The sequence below is a fragment of the Mycolicibacterium cosmeticum genome (assembly GCF_000613185.1).
GTDB lineage: Bacteria > Actinomycetota > Actinomycetes > Mycobacteriales > Mycobacteriaceae > Mycobacterium > Mycobacterium cosmeticum.
In genome coordinates, this window is sequence record NZ_CCBB010000001.1 from 698,135 (window position 1) to 714,165 (window position 16,031).

Annotated in this window: 14 protein-coding genes; 4 read left to right on the forward strand and 10 right to left on the reverse strand. The window is 68.8% G+C overall.

The genetic code is table 11. The features are described from left to right. The first annotated feature begins 48 nt into the window (after window positions 1-48). Window positions 49-900, forward strand: coding sequence for a ribokinase (locus BN977_RS03400; RefSeq protein WP_036396334.1), 852 nt, complete (start codon window positions 49-51; stop codon window positions 898-900). 48 nt (window positions 901-948) lie between these two features. Next, complete coding sequence (locus BN977_RS03405) at window positions 949-1,761, forward strand: enoyl-CoA hydratase/isomerase family protein (protein ID WP_024452961.1); 813 nt, start codon at window positions 949-951, stop codon at window positions 1,759-1,761. Here the strand turns inward: BN977_RS03405 and BN977_RS03410 are convergent. Further along, window positions 1,758-3,797, reverse strand: a complete 2,040-nt coding sequence (locus tag BN977_RS03410; RefSeq protein WP_036396336.1) for an NAD(+) synthase — start codon at window positions 3,795-3,797, stop codon at window positions 1,758-1,760. The genes BN977_RS03405 and BN977_RS03410 overlap by 4 nt on opposite strands. A 27-nt stretch (window positions 3,798-3,824) precedes the next feature. Here BN977_RS03410 and BN977_RS03415 point away from each other — a divergent pair, with 27 nt between their 5' ends. Then, entirely contained in the window at window positions 3,825-4,661 is an 837-nt protein-coding gene (locus BN977_RS03415) for an SIR2 family NAD-dependent protein deacylase (protein WP_036396338.1), read from the forward strand. Here BN977_RS03415 and BN977_RS03420 read toward each other — a convergent pair. Next, window positions 4,658-5,929 carry a cytochrome P450 gene (locus tag BN977_RS03420; protein ID WP_036396339.1) on the reverse strand — a complete coding sequence of 424 codons (1,272 nt, stop codon included), beginning with the start codon at window positions 5,927-5,929 and terminating at the stop codon, window positions 4,658-4,660. The genes BN977_RS03415 and BN977_RS03420 overlap by 4 nt on opposite strands. 67 nt (window positions 5,930-5,996) lie before the next feature. Here BN977_RS03420 and BN977_RS03425 point away from each other — a divergent pair, with 67 nt between their 5' ends. Next, window positions 5,997-6,629 carry a TetR/AcrR family transcriptional regulator gene (locus tag BN977_RS03425; protein ID WP_036396341.1) on the forward strand — a complete coding sequence of 211 codons (633 nt, stop codon included), beginning with the start codon at window positions 5,997-5,999 and terminating at the stop codon, window positions 6,627-6,629. Between the two features lies 1 nt (window position 6,630). Here the strand turns inward: BN977_RS03425 and BN977_RS03430 are convergent, their stop codons facing one another. The 8 genes from BN977_RS03430 to ndk form a co-directional block, all read right to left on the reverse strand. Continuing rightward, window positions 6,631-7,929 carry a protoporphyrinogen/coproporphyrinogen oxidase gene (locus BN977_RS03430; protein WP_036396342.1) on the reverse strand — a complete coding sequence of 433 codons (1,299 nt, stop codon included), beginning with the start codon at window positions 7,927-7,929 and terminating at the stop codon, window positions 6,631-6,633. Window positions 7,930-7,932: 3 nt separating this feature from the next. Beyond that, window positions 7,933-8,556 (reverse strand): PIG-L deacetylase family protein, encoded by a 624-nt coding sequence (locus BN977_RS03435; protein WP_024452955.1) that lies wholly within the window; start codon window positions 8,554-8,556, stop codon window positions 7,933-7,935. 182 nt (window positions 8,557-8,738) lie between these two features. Continuing rightward, complete coding sequence (gene proB, locus BN977_RS03440) at window positions 8,739-9,899, reverse strand: glutamate 5-kinase (protein WP_024452954.1); 1,161 nt, start codon at window positions 9,897-9,899, stop codon at window positions 8,739-8,741. After that, on the reverse strand, window positions 9,896-11,335 hold the full coding sequence (gene obgE / locus BN977_RS03445) for a GTPase ObgE (RefSeq protein WP_036396346.1): 1,440 nt from the start codon (window positions 11,333-11,335) through the stop codon (window positions 9,896-9,898). Before obgE ends, proB begins: the two co-directional genes overlap by 4 nt. Window positions 11,336-11,424: 89 nt before the next feature. Beyond that, complete coding sequence (gene rpmA, locus BN977_RS03450) at window positions 11,425-11,691, reverse strand: 50S ribosomal protein L27 (protein WP_024452952.1); 267 nt, start codon at window positions 11,689-11,691, stop codon at window positions 11,425-11,427. A gap of 15 nt (window positions 11,692-11,706) precedes the next feature. Further along, the gene (gene rplU / locus BN977_RS03455) at window positions 11,707-12,030 is read right to left on the reverse strand and encodes a 50S ribosomal protein L21 (protein ID WP_024452951.1); all 324 of its coding nucleotides are present in this window, start codon (window positions 12,028-12,030) and stop codon (window positions 11,707-11,709) included. Between the two features lie 144 nt (window positions 12,031-12,174). Then, a complete protein-coding gene (locus tag BN977_RS03460) occupies window positions 12,175-15,315 on the reverse strand; it encodes a ribonuclease E (RefSeq protein ID WP_036396349.1) in 3,141 nt (1,046 codons plus the stop codon). A 294-nt stretch (window positions 15,316-15,609) separates the two neighbouring features. After that, window positions 15,610-16,029 (reverse strand): nucleoside-diphosphate kinase, encoded by a 420-nt coding sequence (gene ndk / locus BN977_RS03465; protein ID WP_024452949.1) that lies wholly within the window; start codon window positions 16,027-16,029, stop codon window positions 15,610-15,612. Window positions 16,030-16,031 lie beyond the last annotated feature (2 nt).

Sequence of the window (16,031 nt, forward strand, 5' to 3'; positions counted from 1 at the left end):
TGCACGGGTCGGGCTTGGTGGGGTCGGTCACCGCGCTACGGTGAGGCCGTGACGCGGGTGTGTGTGGTGGGCAGCGTGAACATGGACGTCATCTTCGCGGTGGAGACACTGCCCCGTCCCGGTGCGACGGTGTTGGCGTCGTCGGTCACCCAATGCCCCGGCGGCAAGGGCGGCAATCAGGCGATCGCCGCCGCGCGCGCGGGGGCCGAGGTCAGCGCGATCGCGGCGGTGGGCGATGACGCGGCAGGCGAAGCGCTGCGCTCGCACCTGGCCGGCAACGGGGTGGACGTGGCCGGTGTGATCACCCTGCCGGTCCCCAGCGGGACGGCCGGCATCGTCGTCGACGCGCACGCCGAGAACGTCATCGTGGTGGCGCCCGGCGCGAACGCCCACCTGAGCCTGAACTCGGCGCGGCTGCGCGACATCATCACCGCCGGCGAGGTGGTGCTGCTGCAGCTGGAGATTCCGATCGACACCGCGGTGGCGGCGGCCAGGGTGGCGCGCGCCGCCGGTGCGACGGTCATGCTCAACGCGTCACCCGCCGGCGCCGACCCGGCCGCACTGGCGGAGTTGGCCGAGGTCACCGATGTGGTGATCGTCAACGAAACCGAAGCAGCGCAATGGCATTGGCAAGTGCCACATCTGGTGACCACGCTGGGGTCACGCGGCGCCAGCCATCGCAGCGCCGACGGTGAGACACCCGTGTCTGCGCCCGAGGTCGAGCCGGTTGACACCACCGGCGCCGGGGACGTGTTCGCCGGTGTGCTCGCCGCCGGCTGGCCCACCGGCCCGGCGCATGCGCTGCGCAGGGCGTGCGCGGCCGGGGCGCTGGCCACCCTGGTCCCGGGCGCCGGTGACTGCGCCCCGACCGACGAGGCCATCGAGGACGCACTCGGCTGAAACGACCCTCAACTGAACAGCCAACAGTTGGCGTTATAGTCGGCAGCCATGACAGCGCGACCGCCCGAAGGCGACTGGCTCGGCACCCCCTACCTGAAATTCGAGCGGCAAGGCCCGTTCGCGGTGGTGCGGCTGGACCGGCCCGAGGCGCGCAACGCAATGACCCCGGCGATGTATTTCGGGATCCGGTACGCCGTCAGCCATGTGGAGAACGACCCGGAGCTGGCGGGGTTGCTCATCACCGGCACCGGTGACGTGTTCGCCCCGGGCGGTGACCTGGGCGGTGGCGACGGCAGCGACGATTGGATGACGTGGGGCTCGGCGCTGTCGATGGATGTCACCCCGTTCGAGACGCTGCGCCAATCGGTCAAGCCGGTGGTGTCGGCGGTCAACGGCCTGGCGCAGGGCGGTGGCATGCAGATCGCGCTGTGCAGCGATATGGCGGTGGTCAGCGAGCGCGCCACCTTTCGGGTGCCCGAGCTGTTCCGCGGTATCGCCGACACCTATTACAGCCAGATGCTGGCCCGCTTGATCGGCCCGGTGCGCACCCGCGACCTGATGTTCACCGGGCGCGTGCTCACCGCCGGCGAGGCGCTGGAGTGGGGCATGGTGTCGCGGGTGGTCCCGCACGACAGCCTGCTCGACGAGGCGCGCGAGGTGCTGGCCCAGGTCTGCCGGACCGCGCCCGGCGCCCGGTCGGTGGTGAAATCCAGCCTGGACAACTATCTGGGGCTGTTCGACCGGATCGGGATGAAGGCCAGTTACCGCGGCGCCGAAGCGCGCCAGGGCTTCCTCGCCTTCAAGGAGCGCCGCTCCCCGGAGTGGGTACATCCGGAGCTGCGCACCGAGGGCCGGCTCTAGTCCGTCGGGACGGCCCGTTCGATCTCCTCGAGCCAGATCCGGGCGGACATGTCCGACGGGGCACGCCAGTCACCGCGCGGGGACAACGCGCCGCCGGCCGACACCTTGGGACCGTTGGGCAATGCGGAGCGCTTGAACTGGCTGAACGAGTAGAAGCGCTGGGAGAACACGGTCAGCCAGTGCCGGATCTCCTTGAGCGAGTACTCCGGCCGTTTGTGCGGCGCGATGCCGGCCGGCCAGTCACCGCGGCCGGCATCGCTCCACGCGTGCCAGGCCAGGAAGGCGATCTTGGCCGGGCCGAAGCCGTAGCGCAGGGCTTGGAACAGTGAGAAGTCCTGCAGGACATACGGTCCGACCTTGGCCTCGCTGCTCTGGATCTCCTCGTCCTCGCCCGTGGGCACCAGTTCCGGGGTGATCTCGGTGTCGAGCACCGACTGGAGGATCTCGTTGACCTCGCCGCCGAATTGATCGGAGGAGATCACCCACCGGATCAGGTGCTGGATCAGCGTTTTCGGGACGCCACCGTTGACGTTGTAGTGCGACATCTGGTCGCCGACGCCGTAGGTGGACCAGCCCAGCGCCAGTTCGGACAGGTCGCCGGTGCCGAGCACGATGCCGCCGCGCTGATTGGCCAGCCGGAACAGGTAGTCGGTGCGCAGACCGGCCTGCACGTTCTCGAACGTGACGTCGTACACCTTCTCGCCGCGCGCGAACGGGTGACCCATCTCGGCCAGCATCACGTCGGCGGCACCGCGGATGTCGATCTCGGCGAACGTCACACCCAACGCGCGGGACAGCGCGATCGCGTTGCTCTTGGTGCGGTCGCCGGTGGCATAGCCGGGCAGCGTGAAAGCCAGGATGTCGCTGCGCGGCCGGTCCTCCCGGTCCATCGCCTTGGCCGCGACGATCAGCGCGTGGGTGGAATCCAGCCCCCCCGACACCCCGATGACCACCTTGGGGTAGTTCAGCGCACGCAGCCGCTGCTCCAGCCCGGATACCTGGATGTTGTAGGCCTCATAGCAATCCTGTTGCAGGCGTTGCGGATCCGAGGGAACGAACGGGAACCGCTCCACCTCGCGCCGCAAGCCGATATCACCGGTGGGCGGATCCAGGGTGAACTCGATCCGGCGCGTCGTCTCCGCGGCGCGATGATGGCGGGCATTGTCGTCGAAGGTGCCCATCCGGATCCGCTCGGCGCGCAGCAACGCGACGTCGACATCGGCCACGCTGCGTCGCTCACCGTGGGGGAACCGGTCGGATTCGGCCAGCAGCACCCCGTTCTCGTAGATCATGGTCTGCCCGTCCCAGGCCAGGTCGGTGGTGGACTCACCTTCCCCGGCGGCGGCGTACACGTAGGCGGCCAGGCAGCGCGACGACGCCGAGCGCGCCATCAGCTTGCGGTCCTCGGCGCGGCCGATGGTGATCGGGCTGCCGGACAGGTTCGCCAGCACCGTGGCCCCGGCCAGGGCCGCGTGCGCGCTGGGCGGCACCGGCACCCACATGTCCTCGCAGATTTCCACGTGCAACACGAAATCCGGCAGGTCGGCCGCGGCGAAGAGCAGATCCGGCCCGAACGGCAGATCACGGCCCGCCAATCGGATGGTTCCGGTGACGTCGTCACCGGGGGCGATCTGGCGGCGCTCGTAGAACTCCCGGTAGGTGGGCAGATAGGACTTGGGCACCACCCCGAGGATCGCGCCGCGGTGGATCACCACCGCGGTGTTGTAGACGCGGTTGCGGTGCCGCAGCGGCGCCCCGATCACCAGTACGGGCAGCAGTTCGGCCGAGCCGGCCACCAGCTGGGCGACGGCCTCTTCGACCGCGTCCAGCAGCGTGTCCTGCAGCAGGATGTCCTCGATGGAGTACCCGCACAGGGTCAGCTCCGGGAACACCGCCAGCCCGACGCCGTCGTCGTGACATTCGCGGGCCAGCCGCAGCACCGAGTCGGCGTTGGCGGCGGGGTCGGCCAGGGTGGTGTGGTGCGTGCACGCGGCGACCCGGACGTACCCGTGCCGGTAGGCGGAGTAGAAGTCCACCCGGCCATTATCCCTATCCTGGATGGAGTGGAAGCCCCCGAACTCGTCTCTGCGCTCACCGGACTGCGGTTGGCGGTGTTGACGGGCGCGGGAATGTCGACCGATTCGGGCATCCCCGACTACCGCGGGCCGGACTCGCCGCCGAGCAATCCGATGACCATCGCCCAGTTCACCTCCGACCCGGTCTTTCGCCAGCGGTACTGGGCACGCAACCACGTCGGCTGGCGTCACATGGACGACACCCGGCCCAATGCCGGCCACCGCGCGTTGGCCCGCCTCGAGGAGGCGGGCGTGGTGATGGGGCTGATCACCCAGAACGTCGATCTGCTGCACACCAAGGCCGGTAGTCGCCGCGTGGTGAACCTGCACGGCACCTACGCCCAGGTGGTGTGCCTGTCGTGCGGATACACGATGTCGCGGGCCGCGTTGGCCGACGAGCTGGAAGGGCTCAATCCGGGCTTCATCGAACGCGCCGAGCGGGTGGGCGGCATCGCGGTGGCACCGGACGCCGACGCCGTGGTCGCCGATACCTCGAGTTTTCGTTATCTGGACTGTCCGCGCTGTGCCGGCATGCTCAAACCCGATATCGTCTACTTCGGCGAGAGCGTTCCGAAAGATCGCGTGGCCGAGGCTTATTCGTTGGTCGACGCGGCCGACGCGCTGCTGGTCGCCGGGTCTTCGCTGACGGTGTTCTCCGGCTACCGGTTCGTGCGGCACGCCGCCGCGGCGGGCATGCCGATCGCGATCGTCAACCGTGGGCCCACCCGCGGTGACGCGCAGGCAACGGTGAAGGTCGAGGGCGGCTGCTCGGAGCTGCTGACGCTATTGGCCGGCGAGCTGCCGACGGTGGTCGCGGCGCCCTAGAACGAGCACGGCATCGCCCGGATCGCGTGCACGAAATTGCCCGCCAGGTAGGTGGGTTCACCGGCGGCGATATCGGGCAATTGGGTGAGCAGTTCGGCAAACAGGGCCCGCAGTTGGGTGCGAGCGACGTGCGCGCCCAGGCAGAAATGCCGACCTCCGCCACCGAAACCCAAGTGCTGGTTGGGCTTACGGCCCAGGTCGAGGGCCTCCGGCCGGTCGAACACCTCGGCGTCCCAGTTGCCGGACGCGTAGAACATCACCACCTTCTCCCCCGCGGCGATGCGCTGTCCGCCCAGTTCGACGTCGGCGGCGGCGGTGCGCCGGAACGTCATCACCGGACTGGCCCACCGCACGAACTCCTCGACGGCCGTGCCGATCCGGTCGTCGAAGTCGTCCAACAGCCAGGCACGTTGCTGGGGGAAGTCGGTGAGCGCCTTGATCGCGTGGCTGGCGGTCTGGCGGGTCGTGTCGTTGCCGGCCACGGCGAGCAGGACGAAAAACGCTGACACCTCGAAGTCGGTGAGCCGGTCACCGTCGACCTCGGCGTGCACCAGTGCGCTGATCAGGTCGTTGCCCGGGTTGGCGCGCCGCTCGGCCGCCAGCGCCCCGGCCACCTGATGCAGATACATCTGGTTTTCCAATAGCACTTCGAGCGGGTTGCGGCCGGCCAGATACACCGGGTCCGCCCAGGACACCAGGGCGTCCGCCGCGTTGGCCACCCGGTCGCGTTCGGATTCGGGGATGCCGACCATGTCGGAGAGGGTGCGCACTGGCAGCTGTTTGGCGCAGTACGTGACGAAGTCCACCCCGCTGCCCGCGGCCGCGAGTTCCTCGACGATGACCTTGGCGTTGTGTTTGATCGAGGACTCGATCCGCGCCACCTGCCGAGGCGTGAAGGCCGAATGCACCACCTTGCGGATCAGCGTGTGCCGTGGCGCATCCATGGCCAGGAAGGACTGTGAGGCCTCGAGCAGTTCTTCTGGCACCGTCTCGAACAGCACGCCCTTGCCGGACAGGAAGGTGTCGCTGTCACGGCTGACGGTGACGATGTCGGCATGCCGGGTGACCGCCCAGAAGCCCTTGTCGTTCGGGTCTTCCATCAACGCGTCCTCGACCGGGGGATGCCAGCTGACCGGACGGTGCGCCCGCAGCTGCGCGAAGGACGCCTCCCGGTCGGCCGCGGTGGTGGCCCAGAAGGCGCGCGAGGACAGGTCGATCGGGTCGTACGGGCGGTCGGCCGCGGGCGGTGTGATCGGTGACACAGTCATGGCCGTGACGATAAATCTAGACACAGTGTCTAGTCAAGGCGTGCGTAGAGCCGATATCCTGTCGGGCATGCCGTCGGTGACACGGAAACCGCAGGCCAAACGCCAGGAGCGGCGCCAGCAGATCGAACGCGACCTGTTGGACGCCACCGACCGGCTGATGGCCGACGGTGCAAGCTTCACCGAACTGAGCGTCGACCGGCTGGCCACCGAGGCCGGCATCTCGCGCGCCAGTTTCTACATCTATTTCGAGGACAAGGGCCATCTGCTGCGCCGGCTGGCCACCCAGGTGTTCGGCGAGCTCGCCGAGGCGGCCGGCCGGTGGTGGCAGGTGGCGGATCGGCGTGATCCCTCGGATGTGCATGCCGCGATGTCGGGCATCATCGCCAGCTACCGTCGCCACCAGCCCGTCCTGGTCGCGCTCAACGAGATGGCCGGTTACGACGCGGCCGTTCGGGACACCTACGGCGAACTGCTGGCCGGCATCACCGACCAGGTGGCCCGCGTCATCACCGAGGGCCAGGCCGACGGCTCCATCCGCCGCGCACTGCCGGTGGCGGCCACGGCCAGCTCGTTGACCTGGATGGTGGAGCGCAGCTGCCATCAGAACCTGCCGTCACAGCCACCGACCTATGACGCCGCACTCGCCACCGCGCTCACCGAAATCGTTTGGGGTGCACTGTACCTGGATCCGACCGAGTGAATCAGGAGAACCGCTCGGGGTGCCAGTACACGTCCTCGGCCGCGCCGGTCAGCGCGTTGTCGACGGCCTGGCGCCCCTGCAAGTACCCGTAATCCTGATTCGAGGATTCGTAACGCCAGCCGCCGAATCGGCCGCGGCTGTGGATGCCGGCGGCACGCAGCGTCGCATCGGCGGCCCGCAGCACGTCATCGCGGCCGAGCGTGGGCACCGGATAGCCGAACGGGATGGTGTGCGCGAACCGGCTGACCACCGACTCGGGATCGGCTCCCAGTGCGGCCAGCGAGGTCTGCACCGCCTCGATCGAAGCCTGAGCGGAGTCCGCCCGACCGGGGAAGGACGGCACCTCGCACAACACGTTCCAGCGTCCCGGCCCGGCATTGCCAGGGTCGTAGTTGCTCAGCATCGTCGCGCGGTACCACGGCACCCGCTCGTCGGGGCAGTACAGCCACGTCTTGTCGGCCAGCGCGGGCGGCGGATCGCCGCGATAGCCCAGGCCGATCGCGTGCACCCGGCTGGCCCTTAGCCCGGCCGCGCGCTTGCCCTGACCCACCCAGTTCAACGCCGTCGTGATCGGCGCCGTGCTCACGCAGTGGTCGTAGCGCACCGCCGAACCGTCGTCCAGGGTCGCCACCCGGCTGGCGCCGTCCACGCCGACCACCGCCGTGTTCAGCCGCAGCGATCCCGGCTTCATCAAGGTGTCCTGCACGGCCCGCCACAGCGCACCCGTGCCGCCCCGCGGATAGGGAAACGTCTCGGCGGGTGCCGGTGCGGTACTGCCCGCCAACGCCAGCCGCGGCACGTTCGGGGTGTGGCTGCCACTGCGCAACGACGTCCAGGTGTGGTCGACCTGGTCGAGCGGCGCCGTCCACATCTTGCGGTTGTACGGCTCGAAAAACCGCTCGTAGAGCCAGCTTCCGAAGTGATTGCGGTAGTAGTCGGCGAGATCGCGCACCGGCGCGTCCGGGCGAAGGTCGGTGGGTAGCTCGGTGAGCTGCTGCTGGATCGGGGTGGGCACCAGGCTCTGCGGTCCGTCGCCGGTGAGCCACACCCACCCGTTGCGGGCCACCTGGTTGATGCCGACGCCGCTGGCCCGCACCGCCTGATCGAATTCGGCGAAATGACTGTGCAATACGTGACCGCCGAGATCCCAGGTGAAGCCCTGGTCATCGGTGACCGAGGCGGACATCCCGCCGATGCGGTCGCTTGCGTCGACCACCAGATGGTCGATGCCCAGCTCGGTGAGCCGTACCGCGGCGCCGATCCCGGTGGTACCGGCGCCTATGACGAGAAAGGTGGGCACGCCTCAGAAATCGAGGACTTGGCGGACCGGCTCGAAACCCTCCGCGAACGGCCGACGGCACAGGAAGCCATAGTGCTCGGCGGTGCTGCGCACCCAGGACGCGCTGACCTTCTCGCTGGCCTCGGCCTGCGATACATGGCACATCAGCGCCTGCACCTTCTTGTCCAGTGAATCCGAGATGTCCATGAAGACGGTCGGGTTGAAGCCCACCGCAGACGGGCCGCCGTAAGCCATGATCGTCGAAACCCACCGCGCCGCACCCATGGTGCACCGGGACACCACCCGGTGATCCTGGTGACTGTCGTTGGCCATGTGCGTGTACACGACGTTGGCCGACACCTTTTCGATCGCGTCCTCGATGAGGTGCACGAGTTCGAATTCCTGCAGCGACACCCGGCAGTCGGCGAACCCCTCGCCCCACAACAACTCGTCGACGCCCAGTACCTCGGCGGCGCGATGCTGCTCGGCCACCCGTTGCGCGGTGTCGCCGGGTCCGACCTCGCCGCGCGTCACGACCAGCATCGTGACGTGGTCACCCGCTGCCACATGTTTTGCCAGCGCCCCGCCGCACCCGAGCTCGATGTCGTCGGGATGGGCCCCCACTGCAAGTACCGATCGCCGCGTCATGCCCCCTGGCCTTCACTTTGCTGAACCCTGGATTTCAGGCAGCATAACCTTAATCTCCGCGATCCGTGCACATTAGCTCGCGGCTGTGATAGGTCTGCCTCACCCAGCACAGGCCCGCGAACTGCGCAGACACCCGAACGAGGGGCTCGAAAAATTTGCGAAAGTCACACCATCGTGACCCGTCAGGTGGCCACCAGGTCATCGGCGTGCACCGCGGGCCGACGCAGTTCGGCGGGCAGATCATGGGTGGATCGACCGATCATCGTGGTCAATTCCGCCGCGTCGTAGGCCACCACTCCACGGCCGACGGTTTGCGCATCCGGCCCACGCAGCTCGACCACATCGCCGCCGTGAAATTTGCCGGTTACCGCCGTGATACCGGCAGGCAGCAATGACCGCCGCTGCTTGACCACCGCGCGCACCGCGCCGGCGTCGAGGGCCAGCGCACCCGCCGACTCGGCTGCATACCGCACCCAGAACCTGCGGGCCGACATCCGCTCCGGGCGCGGCGCGAACACCGTACCGACCGAGGCGTCGTCGAGAGCGGCGGCTGCGTCGGACGCGGCGGCCAACAGCACCGGCACCCCGGCATCGGCGGCCAGCAGCGCCGAAGACAGCTTGGACGCCATTCCCCCGGTGCCCAGGCTGCTGCCGGCACCGGCCACCACGCCGTCGAGGTCCCCTTGTGCGGCGACCTCCGGGATGAAGCGGGCATTCCCCTTGCGTGGGTCGGAATCGTAGAGGCCGTCGATATCGGAGAGCAGGATCAGCGCGTCCGCCCCGACCAGATGCGCCACCAGCGCCGAGAGCCGGTCATTGTCGCCGAACCGGATCTCGTTGGTGGCCACCGTGTCGTTCTCGTTGACGATCGCCACCGCATGCAGGGCACGCAGCCGGTCCAGCGTGCGCTGGGCGTTGGTGTGCTGCACCCGCATCGAGATGTCGTGCGCGGTGAGCAGCACCTGACCGACGGTGCGGTGGTAGCGGCCGAAGGCGGCACTCCAGGAATTGACCAGGGCGACCTGACCGACGCTGGCGGCGGCCTGCTTGGTGGCCAGGTCTTTCGGCCGCTTGGTCAGACCGAGCGGTTCGATACCGGCGGCGATGGCACCCGACGACACGATCACCACATCCGAGCCCGCCTTCATCCGGCCCTCGATGGCATCGGCGAGATTGGCCAGCCGGGAAGCGTCGAACACCCCGGACGGCGTGGTGAGCGCGGTGGTGCCGATCTTGACGACGACGCTGCGTGCGGTGCGGATCGCATCGCGGTACGCGCTCCGGTCATGATTCGCGCCGCGAGCGTCGCCCGCGTCATGATTCGCGCCGCGAGCGTCGCTCATTCGCCGCTCTCCCGGCGCGCCTTCCGTGCCGCCTTACGCTCGTCGGCACCCACCCGCTCGGTCTGTTCGAGGCGGATGTCGGTACCCCGCCCCGACAGGTGCGTGTCGACGCCGGCCGGGGTCTGCGGCTCCCAGTCGAAGGTCACATCACCGATGGTGACCGCGCACCCCGGCGTCGCGCCCTGCTTGAGCAACTCGTCCTCCACGCCGAGGCGGGCCAGCCGGTCGCCCAGATAGCCGACGGCCTCGTCGTTGTCGAAGTTGGTCTGGGCGATCCAGCGCTCCGGCCGGGTGCCCCGCACGACGAACCCGCCCTGACCGTCCGGCGACACGGTGAATCCGGTCTCGTCGACGGGGATGGGCCGGATGATCGGGCGCCGCGGCGCCACCTCCGGCTGCGCCGCCCGGTACGCGGCAACCAGTTCCCACAATGCAAACGTCAACTGGCGCAAGCCCTCCCGGCTCACCGTCGAGATCTCGTAGACCGGCCAGCCGTACTTCTGGGCCACTTCCTCGCGGACGAAGTCGGCCAGCTCCTTGGCGTCGGGTACGTCGATCTTGTTCAGCACCACGGCCCGGGGACGCTCGGCGAGATCGCCGAGGGTGGTATCACCTTGCAACGTCGGCCGATACGCCGCCAGTTCGGCTTCCAGCGCGTCGATATCGGAGATGGGATCGCGACCCGGCTCCATGGTGGCGCAATCGACCACGTGCACCAATACCGCGCACCGTTCGATGTGGCGCAGGAAGTCCAGGCCGAGGCCGCGGCCCTGTGATGCGCCCGGAATCAAACCGGGCACATCGGCCACGGTGTAGGAATGGTCCCCGGCCGACACCACGCCCAGATTGGGCGCCAGCGTCGTGAACGGATAGTCGGCGATCTTGGGCTTGGCCGCCGAAATCACGGACACCAGTGAGGATTTGCCGGCCGACGGGAACCCGACCAGGCCGACATCGGCCACCGTCTTGAGTTCCAGCGTCAGGTCGCGGGTCTGGCCCTTCTCCCCCAGCAGGGCGAAGCCGGGCGCCTTCCGGGCCCGGGATGCCAACGCGGCGTTGCCGAGTCCGCCGCGGCCACCGGCGGCCGCTTCGAAACGCGTTCCGGCGCCGACCAAGTCGGCCAGCAGCCGGCCCTGCTCGTCGAGCACGACGGTGCCGTCGGGCACCCGCACCTCGAGATCGTCTCCGGCCGCGCCGTCGCGGTTGCTGCCGGCGCCCTGCTTACCCGAGGGCGCGCTGACGTGCGGATGGAAATGGAAGTCCAGCAGCGTGTGGACCTGGGGGTCGACGACCAGGACGATGCTGCCGCCCCGGCCCCCGTTTCCACCGTCGGGCCCACCGAGGGGTTTGAACTTCTCGCGGTGCACCGAAGCGCAGCCGTTGCCGCCGTTACCGGCCTGCGCATGGATGACCACACGGTCGACGAACCGGGGCATATCAGGTCCTTCCTAAAAAAGTGAAGCTGCCGAGAGTCCTGTCTGGAGAACTCGCAGCAGCTTCACCTTCGCGGAAAGTCCTCGAAAAACTAGGCTTCCTGGACCGACGGTCGCACGATGTTGACGGTGCGGCGGCCACGCTTGGCGCCGAACTCCACAACACCGGGAGCGGTGGCGAACAGGGTGTCGTCGCCGCCACGGCCGACGTTCACGCCGGGGTGGAAGTGGGTGCCGCGCTGCCGCACCAAGATCTCGCCGGCCTTGACCACCTGGCCACCGAACCGCTTGACGCCGAGTCGCTGGGCGGCGGAGTCGCGACCGTTGCGCGAGCTGGAAGCGCCCTTCTTATGTGCCATGTCGTTCGCCTCCTACTACTTGATTCCGGTGACCTTGAGGACCGTCAGCTGCTGACGGTGGCCCTGCCGCTTGTGGTAGCCGGTCTTGTTCTTGAACTTATGGATGCGGATCTTGGGACCCTTGGTGTGCTCGAGCACCTCACCGGTGACCGCGACCTTGGCCAACTCGTCGGCCGAGGTGGTGACCTTCGCGCCGTTGACGACGAGGGCGACGGGCAGCGAGACGGACGAACCCGGCTCGGACTCGATCTTCTCGACCTTGACCACGTCACCGACGGCGACCTTGTACTGCTTGCCGCCGGTCTTGACGATTGCGTACGTGGCGTTATCGGCTGCCATCGTTAGTCTTCCTCTACTTCGTTCTTCTGGGCGCGCGCAATCGGTGAAGGTGCACGTGCAGGTCTTGTTTGCGAACTGAGCCAGCTTTCGCGGCTGCAAGCCTCGCGACAACTGGTCAAGGGTACGTGAGCAGCGTGGACAGGGTCAAACCGCGCCGCCCGGGGGGCCTGCCGGCCGGGCCGCGGCGCGGCGACGGGGTCGCCTGCCGGCCGGGGTGGCCGCCTCGGCCGCCGGCTGGTGCGCGACGATGCCCTGGTCAGCCGGGGTGCCGTCGTCCGAGTCGTCATCCTCGGAGTCGTCCGAGTCCTCGGTGTCGTCGTCCGAGTCGTCCTCGTCGTCGTAATCCGAGTCGTCGGAATCCTCGTCATCGAACTCGTCGTCGGAGTCCTCGTCGTCCGAGTCCTCGTCATCCGAGTCTTCGTCATCGGAGTCCTCGTCGAACTCGTCGTCGTCTTCGTCCTCGTCGTCGTCATCATCGATGACGTCGATGACGTCGGCTTCGTCCTCGTCGGATTCGTCGGATTCGTCGAACTCGTCTTCGACGTCGTCGTCGTCGATGCCGTTGGCGTCCTCGGTGCCATCGGCCGCCGTCAGGTCGTCGTCGGCCTCGGTGACGGTCTGGGTCTCGTCCTCGCCGGCCTCGACCTGAAGGGCCTCGACGTCCTCGTCATCCTCGTGCTTGCCGTTGGCCGCGGCCATCGCCTTGAACATCGGGTGCTCACCGGCGGCGTGCGCGGGCACCTTCGCCACCTGCACCTCTTCGGGCTTGGCGCCCTTCTTGCCGCGCTTGCCGCGCCGTCCGCCACCGCCGCCGGCGCCTCCGCCGGATTCGGCCTTACGGGCGACCGCCTGCGCGGTGTCCACCGGATCGACATGCAAGACGATGCCCCGGCCCGCGCAGTGCGTGCACGTGGTCGAGAAGGCCTCGACGAGCCCCGTGCCCAAGCGCTTGCGCGTCAGCTGGACCAGGCCCAGCGAGGTCACCTCCGACACCTGATGCCGGGTGCGGTCACGGGCCAGCGCCTCGGTGAGCCGCCGCAGCACCAGATCCCGGTTGGACTCCAGCACCATGTCGATGAAGTCGATGACCACGATGCCGCCGATATCGCGCAGCCGCAGCTGGCGCACGATCTCCTCGGCCGCCTCGAGGTTGTTCTTGGTGACCGTCTGCTCCAGGTTGCCGCCGGCCCCGGTGAACTTCCCGGTGTTGACGTCCACGACCGTCATCGCTTCGGTGCGGTCGATCACCAAGGTGCCGCCCGACGGCAGCCACACCTTGCGGTCCAGCGCCTTGGCCAGCTGCTCGTCGATGCGGTGCACCGCGAAAACGTCCGGCCCGTCGGGCGTGTTGGGCTCGTACTTGGTCATCCGCGACACGAGTTCGGGGGCGACCGAGTTCACGTACCCGTTGATGGTGTTCCAGGCTTCGTCGCCGGACACGATCAAACCGGAGAAGTCCTCGTTGAACAGGTCGCGGATCACCTTGACCAGCACGTCGGGCTCTTCGTAGAGCGCGATCGCGGCGCCGGCCTTCTTCGCGGTGGTCTCGGTGGCCTTGGCCTCGATCTCGGTCCAGCGCTTCTGCAGCCGCTCGACGTCGGCGCGGATGTCCTCTTCCTTGACGCCCTCGGATGCCGTGCGGATGATCACGCCGGCACCGGCGGGCACCACCTCCCGCAGGATCTCCTTGAGCCGCTGCCGCTCGGTGTCGGGCAGCTTGCGGCTGATCCCGGTCGACGACGCGCCCGGCACGTACACCAGGTACCGCCCGGCCAGCGAGATCTGCGTGGTGAGCCGGGCGCCCTTGTGCCCGACCGGGTCCTTGCTGACCTGCACGACGACGTAGTCGCCGGGTTTGAGCGCCTGCTCGATCTTTCGGTTGTTCCCCCCGAGGCCGGCGGCCTCCCAGTTGACCTCACCGGCGTAGAGCACACCGTTGCGGCCCCGCCCGATGTCGACGAACGCGGCCTCCATCGACGGCAGCACGTTCTGCACGATGCCCAGGTAGATGTTGCCGACGAGCGATGCCGACGCCGCCGAGGTCACGAAATGCTCGACCACGACCCCGTCTTCGAGCACCGCGATCTGGGTGTAGCGGGCACCCTCGTGCGGCGGCTCGGTACGGATCTTGTCCCGCACGATCATCGTGCGCTCGACCGCCTCCCGACGGGCCAGGAACTCGGCCTCGCTCAGGATGGGCGGACGGCGGCGACCGGCGTCACGGCCATCCCGGCGGCGCTGCCGTTTGGCCTCCAGCCGCGTCGATCCGCTGATGCCCTGGATCTCGTCGGGGTCCTTGCCGGACTTGCCGGACCGTTCCCGCGGCGCCCGCTCGTGCACCACGGTGTTCGGCGGATCGTCCGGCGAACCCTCGTCGGAATCGCCGTTGTCGCCGTTGCCGGTCTTGCGCCGGCGCCGACGGCGCCGCCGGCGGCTGCCACCCTCGGCGCTGCCCGCCTCGTCACCGTTCTCGTCGTCGGTGTCCTCGGCGTCGTCGGTGTCGTCACCCTCGGCCTGCTCGCCGGTGTCCGCACCGCCCTCGGCATCGGCGTCCTCACCGGCGTCATCGGCGTTCTGCTCACCGCGGCCACGGCCACGGCCACGGCGTCCGCGCCGGCGCCGGCGGGCCGCCGGTCGATCGGCCTGCCCTTCCTCGCCGTCGGCCTCGGCGTCGGCATCGTCGACGTCGTCGCCCTCATCGGTGTCGTCGCTCTCGTCGGCGGCGGCCACCCGCGGCTGGAACTCGACCGGCTGCGGTGCGACGAACAGCGGCAGGTAGGGCGCCGGCTCGACCTCGGCGCGCGGGCTGAGCTCGCTGGCGACCTCGAGTTCGAACGCGTGCGGGGTTTCCAACAACAGGCGGGATTCGGGCTCGGCGGTCACCACTTCGACGGCCTCGGCCACCTCGGCCGGCTCGACCGACCCGGTGGGAACCGGCGGCTCGTCGGGCTGGGAATCTGCGGCTGCGCTGGCCTCGACCGCCTCGGCGGTCACCACGTCGACCGCTTCGGCCACCTCGGCCGGCTCGACCGACCCGGTGGGAACCGGTGGCTCGGATTCGGCAGCCTCGGCGGCGGTCAGCAGGTCACGGACGCGCTCGGCCTCGGCCTTGTCGACCGTGGAGTGGGGGCTGCGCGCCCGACCGTCCAGCTCGGCGAGCACATCGACGATGCGCTTGCTGGTGGTGCCCAGCACGCGGGCCAGCGAGTGGACTCTCAGCTTCGCCGGCAGTTCCTCTTGCTGCGCTGGTTGGGAAAGGTCTTGGGTATGGGCATCTTCGGCCACGTATTCTCCTCAAGCCCCCGGGCGCGTCAGTTCGACGCGGCCACGCGAGGGCTTCCGCTATGGATCCGGGACACTTCCCCCGGACTTGTCATGGTCTCGCCCCGAGCGGTTCGGGATGAACCCACTCGGTGCCTGGCTGAATGATGGCTGGACGGTCGGCGCCGCACCGCTTGTGGCGATGGTCGCGCTCGTCGAAGTCTTCATCCGGGAGGCCGGCCCCGTTGTGGCGCCGGTCTCCCACGGCCAGTATCCCATACCGCGGGCCGGAATCTGACGAAGCGGCCGAACGGCGAGCTAAGCGCCTGCCAAGCCCGGGAACCAGAGGGCGATTTCCCGGGCCGCCGACTCCGGCGAATCCGAGCCGTGGACCAGGTTGTCCTGGGTGACCAGGGCCAGGTCGCCACGGATGGTGCCTGGCGTGGCCTTCTCCACCGGATCGGTGCCGCCGGCGATCTGGCGGAACGCGGCGATCGCCCGCGGTCCCTCGACCACGGCCGCCACCACGGGCCCGGAGGTGATGAACTCCAGCAACGAGCCGAAGAACGGCTTACCGTCGTGCTCGGCGTAATGCTGGCGAGCCAGCTCGTCGCTGACGACCTTCAGTTCCAGAGCCGCGAACGTCAGGCCCTTGCGCTCGATCCGGCTGACAATCTCACCGATCAGGTGCCGCTGGACGCCGTCGGGCTTGATCAGAACAAGGGTGCGCTCAGTCACGG

What these genes read in the sequence shown, in the direction of transcription:
- BN977_RS03435 (WP_024452955.1), bottom strand. Translation starts at nt 8,556, where the DNA reads ATGACGCGGCGATCGGTACTTGCAGTGGGGGCCCATCCCGACGACATC.
- BN977_RS03405 (WP_024452961.1), top strand. Translation starts at nt 949, where the DNA reads ATGACAGCGCGACCGCCCGAAGGCGACTGGCTCGGCACCCCCTACCTG.
- rplU (WP_024452951.1), bottom strand. Translation starts at nt 12,030, where the DNA reads ATGGCAGCCGATAACGCCACGTACGCAATCGTCAAGACCGGCGGCAAG.
- BN977_RS03425 (WP_036396341.1), top strand. Translation starts at nt 5,997, where the DNA reads ATGCCGTCGGTGACACGGAAACCGCAGGCCAAACGCCAGGAGCGGCGC.
- obgE (WP_036396346.1), bottom strand. Translation starts at nt 11,335, where the DNA reads ATGCCCCGGTTCGTCGACCGTGTGGTCATCCATGCGCAGGCCGGTAAC.
- rpmA (WP_024452952.1), bottom strand. Translation starts at nt 11,691, where the DNA reads ATGGCACATAAGAAGGGCGCTTCCAGCTCGCGCAACGGTCGCGACTCC.
- proB (WP_024452954.1), bottom strand. Translation starts at nt 9,899, where the DNA reads ATGAGCGACGCTCGCGGCGCGAATCATGACGCGGGCGACGCTCGCGGC.
- BN977_RS03420 (WP_036396339.1), bottom strand. Translation starts at nt 5,929, where the DNA reads ATGACTGTGTCACCGATCACACCGCCCGCGGCCGACCGCCCGTACGAC.